This is a genomic window from Micromonospora echinospora (assembly GCF_900091495.1).
Taxonomy (GTDB): Bacteria; Actinomycetota; Actinomycetes; order Mycobacteriales; family Micromonosporaceae; genus Micromonospora; species Micromonospora echinospora.
Map to the genome: position 1 here is coordinate 6,127,339 of NZ_LT607413.1, position 18,052 is coordinate 6,145,390.

The 18,052-nt window shown below is 70.6% G+C and carries 17 protein-coding genes and 2 riboswitches; of the genes, 11 read left to right on the forward strand and 6 right to left on the reverse strand.

The genetic code is table 11. The annotated features are described in order from the left end of the window. Window positions 1-83 precede the first annotated feature (83 nt). Window positions 84-209: riboswitch (cobalamin riboswitch) on the reverse strand. Between the two features lie 119 nt (window positions 210-328). Beyond that, window positions 329-524, forward strand: a riboswitch (cobalamin riboswitch). Window positions 525-804: 280 nt separating this feature from the next. From GA0070618_RS26335 to GA0070618_RS26350, 4 genes are read left to right on the forward strand one after another with little or no spacing between them, the layout of a single operon-like run. Further along, window positions 805-2,394: an ABC transporter substrate-binding protein gene (locus GA0070618_RS26335; protein WP_143740403.1), complete on the forward strand. Its 1,590-nt coding sequence runs from the start codon at window positions 805-807 to the stop codon at window positions 2,392-2,394. 44 nt (window positions 2,395-2,438) lie between these two features. Next, window positions 2,439-3,413, forward strand: a complete 975-nt coding sequence (locus GA0070618_RS26340; RefSeq protein WP_088985862.1) for an ABC transporter permease — start codon at window positions 2,439-2,441, stop codon at window positions 3,411-3,413. Further along, entirely contained in the window at window positions 3,410-4,336 is a 927-nt protein-coding gene (locus GA0070618_RS26345) for an ABC transporter permease (protein WP_088984019.1), read from the forward strand. The genes GA0070618_RS26340 and GA0070618_RS26345 overlap by 4 nt, the downstream gene beginning before the upstream one ends. Next, the gene (locus GA0070618_RS26350; RefSeq protein ID WP_088984020.1) at window positions 4,333-6,051 is read left to right on the forward strand and encodes an ABC transporter ATP-binding protein; all 1,719 of its coding nucleotides are present in this window, start codon (window positions 4,333-4,335) and stop codon (window positions 6,049-6,051) included. The genes GA0070618_RS26345 and GA0070618_RS26350 overlap by 4 nt, the downstream gene beginning before the upstream one ends. A gap of 216 nt (window positions 6,052-6,267) precedes the next feature. On the opposite strand, the gene GA0070618_RS26355 is transcribed toward GA0070618_RS26350, so the two are convergent. After that, window positions 6,268-7,956: a cellulose-binding protein gene (locus GA0070618_RS26355; RefSeq protein ID WP_231931460.1), complete on the reverse strand. Its 1,689-nt coding sequence runs from the start codon at window positions 7,954-7,956 to the stop codon at window positions 6,268-6,270. Between the two features lie 536 nt (window positions 7,957-8,492). On the opposite strand from GA0070618_RS26355, the gene GA0070618_RS33690 reads away from it, so the two are divergent. From GA0070618_RS33690 to GA0070618_RS26365, 5 genes are all read left to right on the forward strand, one after another. Continuing rightward, window positions 8,493-8,789, forward strand: coding sequence for a transposase (locus tag GA0070618_RS33690; protein ID WP_143740404.1), 297 nt, complete (start codon window positions 8,493-8,495; stop codon window positions 8,787-8,789). Between the two features lie 159 nt (window positions 8,790-8,948). Then, the gene (locus GA0070618_RS33695; RefSeq protein WP_157749017.1) at window positions 8,949-9,416 is read left to right on the forward strand and encodes an SMI1/KNR4 family protein; all 468 of its coding nucleotides are present in this window, start codon (window positions 8,949-8,951) and stop codon (window positions 9,414-9,416) included. Continuing rightward, the gene (locus tag GA0070618_RS26360; protein ID WP_157749018.1) at window positions 9,413-9,808 is read left to right on the forward strand and encodes an immunity 22 family protein; all 396 of its coding nucleotides are present in this window, start codon (window positions 9,413-9,415) and stop codon (window positions 9,806-9,808) included. Before GA0070618_RS33695 ends, GA0070618_RS26360 begins: the two co-directional genes overlap by 4 nt. 307 nt (window positions 9,809-10,115) lie before the next feature. Beyond that, on the forward strand, window positions 10,116-10,337 hold the full coding sequence (locus GA0070618_RS33700) for a hypothetical protein (protein WP_143740406.1): 222 nt from the start codon (window positions 10,116-10,118) through the stop codon (window positions 10,335-10,337). A 123-nt stretch (window positions 10,338-10,460) separates the two neighbouring features. Continuing rightward, the gene (locus GA0070618_RS26365; protein WP_088984022.1) at window positions 10,461-10,853 is read left to right on the forward strand and encodes a hypothetical protein; all 393 of its coding nucleotides are present in this window, start codon (window positions 10,461-10,463) and stop codon (window positions 10,851-10,853) included. A gap of 1 nt (window position 10,854) precedes the next feature. On the opposite strand, the gene GA0070618_RS26370 is transcribed toward GA0070618_RS26365, so the two are convergent. The 5 genes from GA0070618_RS26370 to GA0070618_RS26395 all read right to left on the reverse strand — a co-directional run bounded on the left by GA0070618_RS26370 (window position 10,855) and on the right by GA0070618_RS26395 (window position 15,375). Continuing rightward, a complete protein-coding gene (locus GA0070618_RS26370; RefSeq protein WP_197701648.1) occupies window positions 10,855-11,022 on the reverse strand; it encodes a hypothetical protein in 168 nt (55 codons plus the stop codon). A 270-nt stretch (window positions 11,023-11,292) separates the two neighbouring features. Then, a complete protein-coding gene (locus GA0070618_RS26375; RefSeq protein WP_088984023.1) occupies window positions 11,293-11,904 on the reverse strand; it encodes a DUF3618 domain-containing protein in 612 nt (203 codons plus the stop codon). A gap of 23 nt (window positions 11,905-11,927) precedes the next feature. Beyond that, the gene (locus GA0070618_RS26380) at window positions 11,928-12,335 is read right to left on the reverse strand and encodes a phage holin family protein (protein WP_088984024.1); all 408 of its coding nucleotides are present in this window, start codon (window positions 12,333-12,335) and stop codon (window positions 11,928-11,930) included. Continuing rightward, a complete protein-coding gene (locus GA0070618_RS26385) occupies window positions 12,332-12,967 on the reverse strand; it encodes a hypothetical protein (protein WP_143740407.1) in 636 nt (211 codons plus the stop codon). The genes GA0070618_RS26380 and GA0070618_RS26385 overlap by 4 nt, the downstream gene beginning before the upstream one ends. A gap of 434 nt (window positions 12,968-13,401) precedes the next feature. Next, window positions 13,402-15,375 (reverse strand): AfsR/SARP family transcriptional regulator, encoded by a 1,974-nt coding sequence (locus GA0070618_RS26395; protein WP_088984027.1) that lies wholly within the window; start codon window positions 15,373-15,375, stop codon window positions 13,402-13,404. A 101-nt stretch (window positions 15,376-15,476) separates the two neighbouring features. On the opposite strand from GA0070618_RS26395, the gene GA0070618_RS26400 reads away from it, so the two are divergent. Together GA0070618_RS26400 and GA0070618_RS26405 are read left to right on the forward strand one after the other, a co-directional pair. Next, complete coding sequence (locus GA0070618_RS26400; protein ID WP_088984028.1) at window positions 15,477-16,355, forward strand: alpha/beta fold hydrolase; 879 nt, start codon at window positions 15,477-15,479, stop codon at window positions 16,353-16,355. Window positions 16,356-16,507: 152 nt separating this feature from the next. Then, window positions 16,508-18,022, forward strand: coding sequence for a cellulose binding domain-containing protein (locus tag GA0070618_RS26405; protein ID WP_088984029.1), 1,515 nt, complete (start codon window positions 16,508-16,510; stop codon window positions 18,020-18,022). Window positions 18,023-18,052: the final 30 nt, after the last annotated feature.

Consider the following 18,052-nt stretch of genomic DNA (forward strand, 5'->3'; position numbering starts at 1 on the left):
CCCGGTGGTCGTCAGATCCCGGTCGGTTACCGAACGTGGGCAGCCTGCGGGACTCCGACCCGTGGGCCACGACGGGTTGAGGAGCGGGATTCGCGGACACGGCGGGTATTCGGGCTCGCCGCCAGGGTTCATCCCCTGGACGGCCTACCGTTGCGGGCCAGCGCCGGAATTCGACCGGACTTCCCCCACGCGTGTTCACGTCTGGAGTTGTGGCCACAGTGTCGGCCCCGCCACGGTGACTGTCAATGCCAGCGGTCCTGGCCGTCGGCACGGTTCCTCCCTGGTGGGCTTCACCGATCCCGGAGGAGTGGCGTAGGACACAGTGCAGAGTCCTATGTGGTTCGGTGGATGCCCTTGCTAGGGTCGGCCCGCGATGTGTGAGGGAAGCCGGTGTGAGCCCGGCACGGTCCTCGCCACTGTGACCGGGTAGTAGATCCCCTCGTGGGCCACTGGGCGTAAGCCTGGGAAGGCCGGGGTGAGCATTGACCCGGGAGTCAGGATACCTCCACCCGCACGCCATCGATGTTGATCTACGAAGGATGGATCAGATGCACATGTCCTCGTCCGGTGCTCGCGCGTCGACCGCCGCCTGCTGGTCGCGCCCCGAACGACGCTCCCGTAGGAGCTGGCACCGAAGCCGCTGACCTGTCGTCACCGTGGTCTGTGATGACCGCTGTGGGACGCGCGTCGCGCGCAGCGTGGTGCTCGCCGGCGTGACCCGTTCTGGTCCACGATTTTTTTCCGGCCAGTCCCTGCCGGAGAGCGCCGTGGTTCCGTCTTCCACCCGAGCAAGGAGCCTGTGCCGTGAACAGACGTAGCGATCGCGTGGCCGGGGCCGCCGACCGACGCGCGTTGCTCAAGGGTGTGATGTCCGGCGCCGTGCTGCTGGGCGTGCCCGGATGGGCCGGATGCGGGACGCAGGAGCCGACGGCAGCGCAGGGCGGGGTGCCGCGCCGTGGCGGGAATCTGCGGGTCGTCACCTCGGGGGCAAGCACCACCGACGATGTGCTCGACCCGCATCTGGCCGGCTCGTGGGGCGGCGGAGCGGTGGCGAAGAACATCTTCGACAAGCTCGTCGCCTACGACAACGACCTGACTCTGCGTCCACGGTTGGCCGAGCGCCTGGAGCCGAACGCCGACGGCACGGTCTGGCGGATCGTCCTGCGTAAGGGCGTGGTCTGGCACGACGGCAAGCCGCTGACCGCCGACGACGTCCTGTGGAGTGTCAAGCGGATCATCGACCCGGCGAACAAGCTGCCGGCCGCCGCCGACCTCGCCATGGTCGACCTCGCCGGATCACGACGGGTCGACGACCTGACGGTCGAGTTGCGCATGAAGCACCCGATGGCCGACCTCGGGGCGCTGCTGGCCGGCTGGTACGTCTACGTGATCCAGAACGGCACCACCAGCTTCGACAAGGCCCACCCGCCCGTCGGCACCGGTCCGTTCCGGTTCGACAGCTGGACGCCGGGCGAGCGCACCCGCCTGGTGCGCAACGAGCGCTACTGGGAGCCGGCAAAGCCCTACGTGGACAGCGTGGAGATCCTCCTCGCGTCGGACGCTGACGCCCGGCTCAACGTGTTCCTCTCCGGGCGGGCCGACATCGTGCACCAGTTGTCCCATGTGCAGGCCAAGGCCCAGCAGGGCAACCGGCAACTCGGCATTCGCCAGTCCCCGGTCGGGACCATGCACGCGTTCAACATGCTCATCGACCGTGAACCGTTCGACGACCCCAGGGTGCGCGAGGCGTTGAAGCTGACGGTGGATCGCCAGGCCATCGTCGACGCGGTGTTGTTCGGCTACGGCGAGGTCGGCAACGACCTGTACGGCAAGGGCGCGCCGAACTACGCCGACGCGATCCCGCAGCGGCCCCACGACCCCCAACGGGCGCGGGCGCTGCTGCGCGAGGCCGGCAGGGAGAACCTGAAGGTCACCCTGCACACCGCCGACGTCACGCCCGGGTACGTGCAGGCGGCGCTGCTCTACGCCGAGCAGGCCAAGCAGGCGGGCATCACCATCGAGGTGGTGAAGTCGGAGCGGTCGTCGTACTGGACCGACGTGTATCTCAAGCAGCCCTTCACCCAGACCAGCTGGGGTAGCTACGCTCTGGAGTGGTTCTACGGCCAGGCGGTCGTGTCCGATGCGCTCAGTAACGAGACCGCCTGGAAGCGCCCCGCCTGGGACGCGAAGTTCGCCGTCGCCCGGGGCACCATCGACCCGGCGCTGCGCCGGGAGCGGTACCGGGAACTGCAACAGGAACTGTGGGCCGACGGTGGATACATCATCCACTCCTACGCCAGATGGCTCGACGGGGTGAGCCCTCGGGTGCGGGGTTTCACGGAGGCCACCGTCGCCAGCGACGACTGGTGCAACTACGCCGACGTGTGGCTGTGAAGGTCGGCCCCGGGCCCCGGTTGCCGTGGTGGGACCGTTTTCCGTTGGGCCGCTACCTCGCCGGACGCCTGTTGAGTGCCATCGTGGTGGTCGTCGCCGCCTCGGTGGTGATCTTCGGGGCGATGCAGCTGCTGCCCGGCGACGCCGTCGACGTCCTCCTCGCCAAGGGTGCCGGCTCCGGCGGTGGCACCGCCGCGCAGAAGGCGGCCCTGCGCGCCGAGCTCGGTCTCGACCGGCCCCTGCCCGAGCGGTACCTGGACTGGATCGGCGGTGTCCTGCGAGGTGACCTCGGCCGATCCGTGTTCTCCGGCCGGCCGGTCACCGAGATCGTCGCCGGTCGGCTCCGCAACACCCTGACCCTGGCTGCGGTGGCGACCGCGGTCCTCGTCCCGGTCGCGGTCGGCCTCGGCGCCTGGGCCGGTGCCCGTGCCGGTCGCGCCCGCGACCGGGCTGTCACCGTCGCCGCCGTCGTCGTCGGCGCGCTACCCGAGTTCGTCACCGCCACCCTGCTGATCGCGGTCTTCGCCTACGCCTGGCCGGTACTGCCGGCCGTGTCCATGCTCGACCCCGACGCCAGTCCGCTGTCCGCTCCCGAGGTCCTCGTGCTACCGGTCCTCACGCTGGTCGCGGTGATGGCCCCCCAGACGATCCGGATGGTCCGGGCGCAGGTGGCCGAGGCGATGGCCTCGGACTACGTGAGGATGGCGCGGCTGCACGGCGTGTCCGAACGGCGCATCGTCACCCACCACGCCCTACGGAACGCCCTCGCACCGGCGGCACCGCTCCTCGCGGGCAGCATCACCTGGCTGGTCGGCGGCATCGTCGTGGTCGAGACCGTCTTCAACTATCCCGGCATCTCGGCCGACCTGGTCCACGCGATCGGACACCGCGACCTGCCCTACGTACAGTCCGTGACCCTGCTCTTCGCCGCCACCACCGTCGTCGGCTACCTGCTGGCCGACCTGACAGTCCTGGCGCTGGTGCCGAAACTGCGCACGCAGCCCAGGCAGGGCCGATGACCACCCGTCCTGCCCGCATCCGGCGACGGACCGGGGGTGGCGTCATCGCGGGGGCGGCCGTGGTGGTCCTCGTGGTCGCGCTGGCCGGGCCGTGGTTCGCGCCGCACACCGCCACCGAGGTCGTCGGCCTGCCGTTCACTCCGCCCCGGTCCGGACACCCGCTCGGCACCGACTACCTGGGCAGCGACGTGCTCAGTCGCCTCCTGCACGGCGGGCGCACGGTCGTCGCGTTGTCGGCTGCCGCCACCGTCACGGCCTACCTGGCCGGCACCGCTGCGGGAATCCTCGCCGGGCTGCGCCACCGGGTGGACAGCGTCGTCCTCCGGCCGGTCGACGTGCTGCTGGCCGTCCCGCCGTTCCTCGTCCTGGCCGTTCTCGCCACCGCCACCGGACGGGGCACCCTCGTCGTCGTGGCCGCCTCGGCCCTGGCCAACCTGCCCGGCATCATCCGGGTCGTGCGCGCGGCCACCCTGCAGGTCGCCGTCCGCGGCTACGTCGAGGTGGCGATCGCCCGCGGCGAGTCCTGGCCCGACGTCGCCGTCCGCGACGTACTGCCCAACATCGCCGCCCCCGTCCTCGCCGACGTGGGCTCCCGCATCGCCGGCACCATCGCCATGGTCGCCGGCGCCAACTTCCTCGGACTCGGCCTGCAACCACCCGCCGCCGACTGGGCGCTGATGGTCGCCGAGAACCGCACCGGCCTGGTGCTCCAGCCCTGGGCGGTCGTCGCCCCGGCCGTTCTCATCGCCGCCCTCACCATCACCGTCAACCTGAGCGGCGACGAGATCGCGGCCCGGTTACGCCGCCCGTCCCGCGCCGGCACCACCACACCTGACCCCGCCCCGACGCTTCGCCCCGCGGACACGGCCATCGAAACCAACTCCGGCCGTGGACCGGTCAACGACGAGGTCGACCAACCATGACACTGGACGCCGCCGGACCATCGGCCGACATTCCGACGACCGGTGGCACCGGTCCACCGACCCGGCAGCAACTCGCCGTCGCGGTGGACGGCCTACGCGTGCACACCGACTCCGGTCGACCGATCGTCGACGGCGTCACGTTCGACCTGGCGGCCGGACACCTGCTGGCGCTCATCGGCGCCTCCGGATCGGGCAAGACCACGACCGCGCTGGCCCTGCTCGGCTGGGCCAATCCCGGCACCAGCATCACCGCCGGCAGCATTCGGATCGCCGGTGAGCCGGTCCTCGGCCGCACCGACACCGACCTCCGCCGGTTACGTTCCCGGCTGGTCAGCTACGTCCCCCAGGACCCGCTCCACGCGCTCAACCCGGCCCGGCGCGTCGGTCGGCAACTGTTCGAGATCCTGCACGCCCACCGGCGCACCCGCGACGCCGACGCGGTGATCGGCCGTGCCCTCGACCGTGCCCGGCTTCCCACCGACCGGCGGTTCCTGCGCCGCTACCCGCACCAGCTCTCCGGCGGCCAGCGCCAACGCGTCGTCATCGCCCAGGCCCTGCTCCTCGAACCAGCGGTCGTCGTCCTCGACGAGCCCACCACCGGCCTCGACGCCGCCACCCAGCACGAGTTCCTCACCCACCTGGACCGCCTCCGCGCCGAGACCGGCGCCGCCATGGTCTACGTGACCCACGACGTGGCAGCCATCGCCCCACACGCCGATCGAATCGCCGTGCTCCGCGCCGGCACCATCGTCGAGCACGACCACACCCGCACCCTCCTTCGTCGGCCGCGTCACCCGTACACCCGCCATTTGCTCGACGTCGTCCCCGACCCGCACCGTCGGGCGTCGGTCACGACCCGGCCGACCCGCGCCGACGGCTCCCCCGCCGCCCCGGCCGTCCCGGTTCTCCAGGTGCGCGGGCTGAGTGTCACCTACCGCGACGGCCACCAACGGATCGTCGCGGCCGACCGGGTCGACCTCGACCTCGAAGCCGGTAGCTGCCGGGCGCTCGTCGGTGCCTCCGGCTCCGGCAAGACCACCATCGGCCGCTGTGTCGCCGGGCTGCTCCGCCCCGATGCCGGCGGCATCGCCCTGCGCGGCGCGGTTCTCGCCCCGACCGCCCGCAGGCGCACCCCGACCCAACGCCGCGCCATCCAGATCGTCTTCCAGAATCCCGCCGAGTCACTCAACCCCCGCCGCACCGTCGGCGCCGAACTCGCCAGGGTCGTCCGCTACTTCGACACCACCGCAGGCGCTTCTGTGGCGCAACGGGTCGGGGACCTGCTGGACAGCGTCCGCCTGCCCCATGGCCTGGTCCATCGGTATCCGGGACAGCTCTCCGGTGGCGAACAGCAGCGCGTCGCCATCGCCCGTGCCCTGGCCGCCGGCCCCGACGTCCTGGTGTGCGACGAGATCACCTCCGCCCTCGACGTCTCCGTCCAGGCCACGGTCCTGGATCTGCTCGCCGCGCTGCGTCAGGAGCTCGGGCTCACCCTGTTGTTCATCACCCACGACCTCGGCGTCGTCTCCGCCGTCGCCGACCAGGTGACGTTGATCGACCACGGTCGGGTACAGGTCACCGGCTCCACCCGCTACCTGCTCGACGAGTCCGACCATCCTCTCGCCCGACGCCTGCTCGCGGCGGCCCCCAGCCTGAGCCGGGCCCTCGCCGGGGCCGGGGGCCCGGCCGCGACCGGGCGTCCCGGACCTCGATGACCTGGTCGTCACGGGGATCCAGGGTCGAACTCGGCCGACTCGACGCCACCGATGCCGTAGCCGTACGAGGTGGCACGTCCGATCAGGTCTGTCGTGGGGTGCCGGCTGATGGTGCCGGTCCCGGCGCGTCCGCGCCGGGACCGGTGACCGTGGGCATGTGCGGCGGCGTGGCCGTCGGGTGCTGGCCGTCTCCGGTGCCGCCGGCGTCCCGCTTCGTTACGGCGTGACCACCCGGCCGCCAAAGGTCACGACGAGACGACCATCGGACGCGAAGGACCAGCCCAGAGCGCCGGAGTACTGGGAGCACCGGGATCCGTTGGTGCCGGACCAGAACTGGTTCGAACTGTCGGAGTTGCCGACGATCTTGTCGTTCGATCCGCTGTCGCACGAGGTGTTGTTCCGGAACACCGAGGAGCCGCCGTCGAAGGTGAAGTTGCGTTCGGTGTTGCCGATGCTGGCGTTGTTCGACACCTGCATTGTGCCCAGATTGCGGTTGTAGGTGAATCCGTGCTTGCCGTTGTCGTAGGCGATGTTGCCCCGGACGATGTGGTTCACCCCGATGTCCTCGCCACCGAGCTTGTAGCCGTTGCGGTCACCGTTGCCGGCCTGGCCGCCGTTGCTGAGGGTGCCGTTGTTGTAGGCGAGGGAGTGCTCGATGGTCACCGCGCCGATGGCCCCGGTGTCGCTCTTGGTGTAGAGGTCGTAGCCGTCGTCGATGTTGTTGTGGGCCACGGTGTAGCGGAAGATGTTGCCGGGCCCGACGGTGAGCTTCGGGGCGAAACCGTCGGCGTCCTCGCCGTCGGAGTCGACGTTGTCGTGCGACACCGTGCTCACCACGAGGTTGTTGGAGGGCCACTGGTCGCGGGGCGCGTTGGCGATCAGCCGCGAGAGCTGGAGACCGGAGTCCCGGTTGTGGCGGGTCACCGTACGCTCGATGATGTTGTTGTTGCCGGCGAGCAGGATGCCGTTGTCCCCGGCCCGCTCGACGATGATGCCGCGGATGTGCCAGTACGATCCGCCCACCGCGAGGCCACGGTTCGCCGGGTCCTCGCTCTGGGCCGAGAAGTTCAGGATCGGGGTCTCGCCCGGGTAGGCGAAGATGTTCTTGCGCGCGCTCGACGTGCCGTTGTTGCCCTGGCCGATGGTGATGGTCTGCGAGTAGCGGTAGGTGCCGCCGCGCAGGTAGATCGTGCCACCGGCGGTGATCCGGGTGATCGCGGAGGTGAGCGTCGTCGGGTTCGCCTCCGTGCCGGCCGCGCTGTCGGTGCCGGTCGGCGCCACGTACAGCGTGCTGCTCGACGGCGGAGGCGTGGTCGGCGGCGGCGTGGTCGGCGGCGGGGTGGTGGGCGGTGGGGTGGTCGGCCCGGTCGTCGGTGGCGGCGTGGTCGGCGGGGTGGTCGTGCCCGAGGCGTACGTCTCGAACTCGGCGATCCTCGGTGTGCCGGTCGCGCCGGTGATCTCGAAGTTGATCTTGCGCAGCGAGGTGGCGGTGAAGGTGATGACCCCAGCCCCGGTGCCGGTGGCCAGGGTGGCGCCGGTGTCGTTGTTGACGACCCGCCAGGAGCCGATGGCCCCGACAGCGCCGGCCGCCTCCCGGATGTTGATCGAGGCCACCGTGGTGGCGGAATCCCACTTGATCGAGATGCGGCCGGTCGATCCGACTGGTGACCAGTAGGTGCTCATGTTGCCGTCGAGCACGTTGCCGTAGCTGGTGCCGCTGGCCTTGCTGGAGCCGTCGGAGCCGGCCCCGAGGCTCAGGTTGGTCGCGTTGACGCCGACCGATGCGGGACTGGGGCCGCCGGACGCACCCGACGCCCGGGTCATCGGCAACGCCGCGGCGACCGCGGCCACGGCGGCCAGGGCTGTGCCGCCCGCAAGAAGCTTGTGTCGCACTGCGATCCTCACTGTTGGACTCCTCAGGAGTGAGCGCGGTGCGGGCACACCTTGGTCACCCGGCACCGCCGTGATTTCTTGTCCGCACCCTCGGCCCGGCCATAGATCGAAACATCGATGAAACACCAGGCTAGGAAAGCGTTTGCCTGAGAAGCAAGAGCGAAGACGTGCAGGTTTGTTGCAGAAGCTGACACGGCAGATGCCGTGCAGCGCCCCTCCGTCTCGCACACGCGGTGGGGCTGGTTCCCGGCAAACCCGCCCGGACCAGGCACGTCAGGCCGTTCTCGTCACCCGCCGGGTAGCGCGGGCGCCGCAGACGGCCACCCCTCACCCCCGGGGTGCAGGGCCGGGGATGGTGCCACGTACGAACAAAAGGTTGATCGCGCCGGCCGTCCGCCAGCGGGAGTGGGGAACGAGGACGGGCCGGGCAGTGTCGACCCTGGAGCCCAGCCCTCGACTCGAAGGCACCTGAACTGGGACGCCACGACAGCCCGGGGAGCGGTGTCGCGCTGGCGGGTCCGGCTGCCGGTTTAGCTCATCGTTCGCAGGTGACCGATACCGCCTGGATGTTCATCCCGCCACTGCCACCGAAGCCTGGGATTCCCAGGGGAGGGCGGGATCGGCAGATCATCCGGACCATGTGGAAGCTGCAGACCGGGGCACTGTGGCGTGACATGGCGGAACGCTACGGGTCCGATCCACTTCCGACGCCGGCATCCTCGTGGAAGGCAACTTCCAAGGCGTCCCCGTACCGTGTGCTCGGCACCGTCCCCGAACTGACCGAGTTCCTGCGGGACATCGAGCGGACGCAGTCCGGACGTTCGCAGGTCGGCGTGGTCGGATGACGGAATCCGCCGAGACGAGGCGGTCGACGCCTTCGAGATGTTGCGGTCGACGCCTTCGAGATGTTCGGCGGCGAGCGCAGGGCCGCGGTGGTCGAGATCGGTGTGCACGCTGCGAGGGTTGCCCGTGGGCCTGCCGGCGCCGCTGGCTACGGTGAGCGCATGGGTGTTGTCTCGTATCCCTGGTGGCACACGCGTTTCGAGTCCGTACGGATCGATGAGGGCGCCTTCGACGCGGCCGGTGTCGCGCTGGCGCGGACAGAGCTGGCGAGTGCCTTGGTTTTCGCCGAGCCGTTCGTTCTACCGCCGCTGCTCGCCGAGATGCTCGCATCGGGTGTCATCTGGTGTTCGCGTACCGCCGGCGACCGGTATGCGGAGTTCGGCTGGTGCGGTGCGCAGATGGCCGAGATCTCCTGCGATTACGAGTTCGCCGACTACATGCCGGCTGCGGTACCGCTCGCCTTCGACGGTGGCGGTGGTCTCTATCTGCTGGACGCGCGTGCCGGTCGCAACGACGGGCGGCAGCCGGTCGTCTGGTCGCACTCCGGCAGCCTCGGATGGCATCCGGACGACCACAGGCTGGTGGCCCCGGACTTCGAGTCGCTCGTGTGGGACACGAGCCTGACATGACGGATGCGGGATCGCTGTCGGACGGTGCGCTGCGGAATCCGGGGGTCGTGTCGATCTGGGCGGGTCACCTGCCGGACGAGGATGCTTTCGACGACTACGTGAGCTTCCGCTATCCGGACGATGATGACAGCTGGAGCCCGTTCACGCGGGATCATGGGCTCGGCTGGGTGGACGAGGACCAGGCTGAGGCTGCCTGGTTCGCCGACGGCCCGTACTCGCTGGTCGATCACAGCTACGGCGACTCGTTCGCGCCGGCCGCCGATGAGGACCTCACGCGACGGTTCCCCGATGCGAACAGCGCATACCTCGTGTACGACCTCGACGCGAGCGCGGTACTGGTCTCCGGATCCCCGTTGCTGGCGTTCCTCGGGGCATACCCCTATCGGAAATAGCGTGTGTTGGCGGGCTGAACTGTCATGCGGCTGTCAACGGGACCGGAAGGCGCAGCGCGGCGGAGAGGCGAAGGCCGCAGCCGTGTTCGTCCGTCGCCGAGTTCGAGGTACACCCCGGCTTCACCCAGACCGGTCTGGGCGTTCAGGTCGGTGAACGCGTCGGTGACGAGTACCGGAAGCGGGCCAGGAAATCAGCGTTCCGCGTCAGGGTGGTGGAGCCGATCCGGAACTCGACGTCAACGACGAAGTCGAGCTCGACCTGGAGTTACCGCACCCCTGCGGCGGCGAGCTGATCGAGGTGAAAGCCGTGCCCGAGCAGGGACAGATCATCTTCTGCGAGCACGAAGCCGGTGGCGATGATGGGGAACCCGAGCAGAGCGAAGGCCGCGAGCTGGAGCGCGAGAAGACCGGGCTCCTCTGGGCCGGTGGGAAAGAAATCCACGTAGTCGGGCGCGAGACGGTCGATGAGCCTCGATCGACCGACAACACGTGCACGTGCACCGATCCGCCGCGGTCGACGCCGTCCTGATCGCGGCAAGGGTCAACTCCGCGACGGTACCGCGCCGCGTCACCGGCCGATCCTCCGCGCCGAGCGCACGCTGGCGCCACTACCTTTCATCTCAGTCGCGCACACGGCGGCTACGCTGCGGACGTGCGGGAAGAGTTCCGGCTGGGCGGGGTCGACCTGGGGATGGACGGCGACCGCAGTTCAGTCGTGATCAGCGCCTCCGGCATCCTTACCGCCGAGCTGAGCGCGGCGACGACACCAGCCGGAACGTCGGAGTGGGCGCTCGCGCCGCCGCTTCTGTACTTCCGAGGCGTGCCCCTCACGCCTGCGGGCGACACCATGACCTTGACAGTCGACGACGATGCCTCGGACGACTACGACATCGCGCTCTATTTCATCGGGCACCGAGACGTACGGGGAACACTCACCGTCCGGCCGGACGGGCTGCTGATCTTCACCGGTCTCGTCACCTCGGACGGCGTCAACCCCGCACAACAACTGACCGTGTCGCAACGCCTACGCGGCATGGGTGACTGAGTCAGCCGTGGACGTTGTCTTTCAGCAGAGTTCTGAGGTCGGAAGCGAGCCGCGCGACCTTGTTGCCGTTGTCATGGTCGACGAGACGGACGATTCCGTCGGCGGCGATCCAGATCGAGTTCCCCGAACCGTCACCAGCGATCACAGCACCGTCGAGGAGTCTGCCCATCGGCTGCAACCTATCGAGTGCCAGGAGTCGCCGCGCGGCATGATTCTCGTAGACGGCGTCTGCACGAGACCGTCATCCTCGGCCGTGCCGACAGACTCCGTCTCGTGCTCGTAGTCGTTGAGCCGCTCGGATTACAGGGTGTCCAACTGCCGCTGCCGGAGCAGTTGGCAGTGGACACCCGGGTCGGCGGGACTGCGTAGCGTGTGGGCGCGGCAGCGTGGCCCGCGCCGCTTGGTTGGTTCGTCCGAAGCTTCGCACCCGCCGGTGCGCTCACAGGTGGTTCTTGCTGTTGCGGGCTTCCTCGCCCACGTGTCGGGCGGCCTGGGTACCCTGGTCGCGAACTTCGGTCGCGCCTCGCGTTGCGGTGCTCTTGATGGCTTCGGTGGCTTGGTGCGCGGGTTCGCGCAGGTTGTCTTGTGCCTGGTGGGCGATGTCTGCGGCCCGTCGCTTGACTGGGCCGGAGTGTGCCTGAGCCTGCTGCTTGAGGTGCCCGGCGGCCTTCTGTTCTGGGTTGCTGGGCGGGATCAGGGACGAGGCGAGCAGCCCTACTCCGAAGGCGATCAGGCCGGCGGCGAGAGGATTGCCCTGGGCCTGCTGCCTGGACGCTTCCGGTAGGGCTCGGGCGTGCTGCCCGGCGGAGGACAGGGCGTCGGTGGTCTGGTGGGCCGCTGCTGCGGCGTGCTGCCTTCCCGCTTCGCGGGCGTGCTGCGTGGTGCCCATGACCTTGTCGACGGCGCGGGTGAGTCGCCCGCGGGCCTGGCTGATCGGTGCCGTCATCGCCCGTTTCGGGTTGACCTTGTAGGTGAGGGCGTCGACGTTGGCGCTCAGGTCGGTTCTGGTGGCCTCGATCTCGGCACGAATCTGGTCGGGATCGGTGGTCATGCCGGTTCACCTCGTTCCGGTTTCTAGCGGCCCCGCAGGGCGTCGGGTATCTCCCGCGCGGTCTGCTTCGTACGCGGTAGCGTGCGAATGGCGCTGAGTTGCTTACGAGCCCGGGCGGCCAGTACGCCGCCGACGACGGCCCACAACACGGCGACGATCAGTGCCGCCCAGCCTTGGTCCATGACATTGGACAGCCCCCACCACAGCGCGTGGGACAGGAACAACAGGGTCAGCAACGCCGCGATCGCAGCGGCGGCAACCATCGCCACGACGGCGCCAGCAGTACGAGCTTCCTGCCGAAGCTCGGCCTTGGCCAGTTGGACCTCTTGCCGCAGCAGGGTGGACAGGTCACGGCTGGCGTCGGCGAGGAGTTCGCCGATGGATTGCTGTGCCTTGTCGTTGCTGTCGCCGCAGGACGGTGGCGTGGTCACGGCCCCACCTCACTGCCGGTCGGCCCGTGCCGCAGGGGAGCCCGCGCGCTGGCGGAAGGTGGGAGATGCAGCATGCCGTCGGGATGTTCCTCGGGATGTTCCTCGGGATGTCCGGTCGCTTGGTCGGTCGAGCCGCCGTTACCGCTGGAGAGGGCGCGACCCAGGCGGCCGGCGAGCAGTCCGGCGATGCCGGCGGCGGCGAGAAAGGTGCCCGGGTGGCGGCGGCCGTAGTCGCGGATCTCGTCGAGCAGATCGCCGGGTTCGCGGTTGTCCAGCCAGCCCGCCGCCTGCTGGGCGGCGTCGGCGCCCCGGCGTACCAGGTCGGCGGCGACGCCCTCCTGGTGACCGTCGTCGGCCATCGACCGCAACTGGGTACCAAGGCTACGCAGACCGTCGGCTGCCCGCCGCTGTTGCTGTTCTGCCTGCAGCCGGGCCTGGGCGGATGCCTCCTCGACGAGGTTGCGCGCCTGCCGGCGGGTCTCGGCAGCCACCTCCCTGCCCTGATCCACAGCCTGGTGCGACACCTGGCCAGCGGCCTGCGCCGCATCGCGGCCGACGCCAACGGCGGCATTCCGGGCCTGCCCCGCCTTGCCGCCCGGCCCGCCCGGTCGATGTTGCGATCCGCTCGTCATCCGGTTTCCCCTCGTCGGTCAGGCCCGTGAAGTCGGTACGCGCGGTTACCCGCGCCGACCTGCTCCATGCCTCGCCCATCTCGTCCCGGCGTGTCTGGTGCCGGACCTCGTCCGACCGGATCGGCGATCGGGCCAGACCGAAGAGCCTCAGGGGCGTGACCTGATGCAGCAGCCAGCCCGCCAAGCCCGACACCCGGCAGAGACTTCAACAGCTCATGGCCCACCTGACCGTCGGATCGGGCGACACCGGTGACGCACAGAGGCAGGACGGCAGACCCGTCGAACGTGTCGGCCCAAAGACGACGTGGTGCAGGATCAGCCAATCGATGAGCAGGTCCGGCACGAAGAGGTCAAGGCGAAAAATCCTGGAGTGACCCCTGGGACCGGACATCTCCCTCGGCAGTCCCCCGTCGTGCACTCCGCTGACGTCTTCGCTACCCCCGCTCGTCACCGATCTTCTCGGCGAGGCGGTCGAGGTGGTCGGAGACGGGGCCGACGGTGAGCATGCCGCTGCCGGCCCCGGCCAGCTCGTTCGCGGCCGGGGCGAGTTCGGTCCGGGCGCGTCTCATCGTCGCCCGGTCGTCCAGCGCGAGCGCGGCGTGACCGGTGAGGCACCACAGTGCCTCGAACAGCAGGTCACGAGGCGGGTCCGGGATCTGGCGCAGCGCTGCGGCGGCGTCGGCGGGGCGGTCGCGGGCCAGCAGGACGAGCGGACGCGCCCAGGGCTTGTAGGGGCCCCAGTCGGTGTCGTCGTCGAACCGGGCCGGCTGGCCGTGCCACGTCCGCAGGCACAGCAGGGCCAGCGGCAGGAGGCCCCGCTCGACCCCCGGCATGCCGGCGCCGGACAGCCGTGCCGCCGCGTTCCGGTAGGCGGCCTCCGCAGCCGGCGGCGAGGACCCGGTCGCGGCCAGGCGCAGTGCGCGGTACCACTGGGTGAACACGCCGGCGAGTGGCAGCTCGTGCCGCTCGGCGAGCTGGTCCGCGGCGGCGGCGTGCTCGTCCGCGCCGGCGAAGTCCCCGAGCGCGCTGCGGGCCTGGATGCGGATGAGGCGGCCGAGGATCTCGTATGTCGCCAGGCCGTGACGGGTGGAGAGCGCGACGAGTTCGGCGCCGACCCCGTCCCGCTCGGGGGCGAGGCCCGCACGCTGGAACGTCTGCATGAACACGCCGTTGAGGGTGAAGGCCAGCAGGGCCGGGTCGCCGAGACGCCGCGCGATCCGCTCCGCCTCCCGGGCCGCTTCCGGTCCACGCGTCGCGCGTGTGCCCCGTGACTCGGTCGCGATGGTGGCGAGCAGGCGGGCCCGGGTGGCGTCGGGCGAGTCCGGATCCAGGGCGGCCAGGGCCCGTTCGGCCGCCGCCACGATCCGCGCCGCCTGCTCCGGATCGTCCGAGCGGGTCCAGATCGCGGGTACGTCGTAGCTGCCGATCACCCGCGCGGTGAGGTCGGGGTTGCCCAGCTGCTCGGCCGCGTCGATGGCGGCTACCCGCTGGTCCCGCGCCACCTCGAGCCCGCTTGCGCCGGTGACCGCGAGACTGCGCAGCAGCCCGACCGTCGACTCGAGCCGCGCACGGGCGTCGGACGCCACGGTCCGGTCGTACGCCGCCGTTGTCTGCGCCCAGATCCGTTCCGGGCCTGGTGCGGCGGGCCCGCCGCCCACCTGGTCGGCCTGGCGGAGGATGTCGGTCTCCAGACGCCGCAGCCGTGGGCCCGGATCGACGCCGAGCTGTTCGAGGAGCAGACGGCGAGCTCGGCGCAGTACCGCCAGCGCGTCCCCTTGCCGTTCGGTCCGGTACAGCGCCAGTGCCAGCAGCCGCCACGCCTCCTCCCGCCACGGATGCTCGGCCACGTGGGCGTCGAGATCCGGCACGACGTCGGCCGCGCGCCCGAGAGCCAGTCGGGCCGCGGCCCGACTCTCGATCGCGTTCAGCCGTAGCTGTTCGAGTCGGGAGCGTTCGACCCGGGCCCACGGCTCGTCGTCGAAGTCGGCGTACGCGGGCCCGCGCCACCAGCTCAGCGCCAGGTTGAGGCGTTCGAGTGCCTCGTGGGGCGGTGTGCCGGACGCGGCGGCGGTCACGTCCTCGAAGCGCCAGGCGTCGACCGTGTCCGGCGCGGCCCGGAGCGCGTAGCCGGGCCCCTCGGTGACCAGCAGCCGGGCCGGCTCTCGCGGTTGGCGTTGCGGCTCCAGCGCGCGCCGTAACGCCGCCACGAAGGTGCGCACCGCACTCGTCGCGCCTGGCGGGGGATCCTCCCACAGATCGTCTACCAGGCGGTTGACCGGGACGACCCGGCCGCGCGCGACGACGAGCCGCGCCAGTACGGCGCGGTGTTTCGGCCCTCTCACGTCGATCGGCGTGCCGTCGCCGGCCCAGGCGACAACCGGTCCGAGGACACCGAACCCGACCTGCACCGAACCACCTTCCGTTCCTGGAGGTCAACGTATCGCGCTCATCGGTTGCTCATCCGCCAGCGGCACGCTGAAGGAGCCTGCCCGACGAGAAAGGAACAACGATGACTTCCGCCATTCCCGGGTTCGACTACCAGCACGTCACGGTCGACGACGAAGTGACACTGAACGTGGCCGTCGGGGGCGCCGGCAGCCCGGTCGTGCTGTTGCACGGCTTCCCGCAGACCCACCTCATGTGGCGGCACGTCGCCGTCGACCTGGCCACCGACCACACGGTGATCTGTCCCGACCTGCGCGGCTACGGCGCCAGCGACAAACCCGAGGCGCGCACCGCCGACACGTACTCCAAGCGGACGATGGCCGCCGACATCGTCGCCCTCGCCGGCACGCTCGGTCACGAGCGCTTCGCCCTGGCCGGACACGACCGCGGCGCCCTCGTCGCCCTCCGCGCCGGTCTCGACCATCCCGCCACGATCACCCACCTCGCCATTCTCGACGTCCTGCCGACTCTGGACATGTGGGACGTTCTGCACGGGTCTTCCGCTGCGGTCGCCTTCCACCTGTACCTGATGGCCCAGCCGCCCGGGCTGCCCGAGCAGATGATCGGGGCCAGCGCGGACGCCTTCTTCGGCTACTTCCTCGACGTGTGGGCCCGGAGCCCTCGGGCCATCCCCGCCGAGGTGCGGGCGGAGTACCTGAAGGCCGCCCGCGAGGCGGTCCCCTCGATCGTCGCCGACTACCGTGCTTCGGCCGGTATCGACGTCGAGCACGACCAGGCCGACCGGGCCGCCGGGAGTCGGCTGGCCATGCCGGTGGCCGTCGTCCAGCAGGACTGGGGAGCCGCGCTCGGCTACGACGCCGCCGGGCTTTGGCGCGCCTGGGCCGCCGACCTGGAGCACCGCACCACGTCCGCCGGGCACTTCATGGCCGAGGAGGCACCTGACGAGATCAGCGAGGTGTTGCGTTCGCTGCTCGCCCGGTAGTGCCACTGCGGCGCTCCTCCGTGCGATCGGACGCGTGGTCTCACCGACCCTCTCCTCCGTCCGGTCGAGCCGATGACCGGACGCCCGGCAGGATCACTCCTGCCGGGCGTCCTGCCTGTCTCCCGGCATCGGGCGTTGCTTGACTCAGCGCCATGACACGAATTCGGAAAGCGATCACCCGTACGGTGGTCGTCGGGGCGCTGGTCGGTGCGACGGCGCTCACCGGTCCCGCCTCCGCGTACCCGGAGTCCGGGCAGCCGGGGGCGACCGGGGCCGCCAAGTCCATCCTCGACGTCATTCCGGCACAGACCCGGGACCGGATGATCGCCCAGGCCCCGCTGGTCGACGCGGCCAATGTCATCCGCACCGCGGTGGAACGCGCGCCGGCACGCGGCTACGCCGGCATCGGCCTGGTCGGCGACCACGTCACCCTGTGGTGGAAGGGCGCGCCGCCCGCCGACATCGTCGCAGCCGTCACCGCTGCCCGTCGTACCGCGCCGGTCGAGATGGCCGACGCCACCTACTCCCGGGCCGACCTGCGCACGGCGGCCGCCAGACTCACCCCGGTGGTGGAAGCCGACCCGGCGGACGCCGTTCACGCGGTCAGGCTGCGCACCGACGGCAGCGGCATCGACTTCGCCGTCGACCGCACCCCGGGCGCCAGGCTGCCGAAGCTGCCGGTCACCGGCGTCCGGACCAGCTTCGTCGCACGCGAACGGATGGTCGAACGGTCCCGGGCCGACGACTCCGCGCCGTTCGACGGCGGGGCGGGCATCGGGTTCACCACGCCCGGGTGCACCGCCGGCTTCGGCGTACGTGACGCGGACACCGGCGCCGGTTACGTCCTCACCGCCGAGCACTGCGGAGCCATCGGCTCGCCCTGGCACGTCGGCTGGGACACGACCACCGGCACCGGCACGCTGGTCGGCTACGCGGTCGACAGCAACGACGACCATGACACGATGATCATTTCGACGTCGGCGCCCGGTGACCACCTCTACGTCGGCGGTCAGCACGACGAGGTCCGTGCCCAGGTGGTCGGCTGGACCGAGGTCTTCCCCGGCCAGTTGCTGTGCCAGTCCGGGTACACCTCCGCGGGTGAGATCGGCGGTCCGGTCTGCAACCTGCGGGTCGACTTCCACTACGACGACATCGAGGACCTCGTCGAGGCCACCCAGCTCGACGGCGAGGAGTCCGCCCGGGGCGGCGACAGTGGCGGACCGGTCTACGCCGTCAACGCCGACGGCACCGTGCTCGCCGCCGGCACCACCACCCGGTCGGCCGGGCCGGGCTTCGGGTTCCAGGACTTCGCCACCGCCCGCGACGACTACGGCAACCTCGTGCCGGCGACGGCGGTCGCCAGCACCTGCCGGGTCTCCTTCGTCGTCACCAACTCGTGGGGCACCGGCTACACCGCCAGCGTCACCGTCTACAACGACGGCCCGGCCGTCAACGGCTGGACGCTGAGCTGGGCCTTGCCTGGCGGACAACTCGTCCAGGGCCACTGGAACGGCGTCTTCCAGCAGACCGGCCCAGCGGTGACCGTCACCAACGAGAACCACAACGCCACCATCCCGACCGGCGGCGCCGTCAATGTCGGCTTCACCGCGAGCGGCTCCCCCGCCACCCCGGTGCCGTTCACCCTCAACGGCACCACCTGCAACTGATCCCGTCTGTCGGGCCCCGCCGCGTCGTCG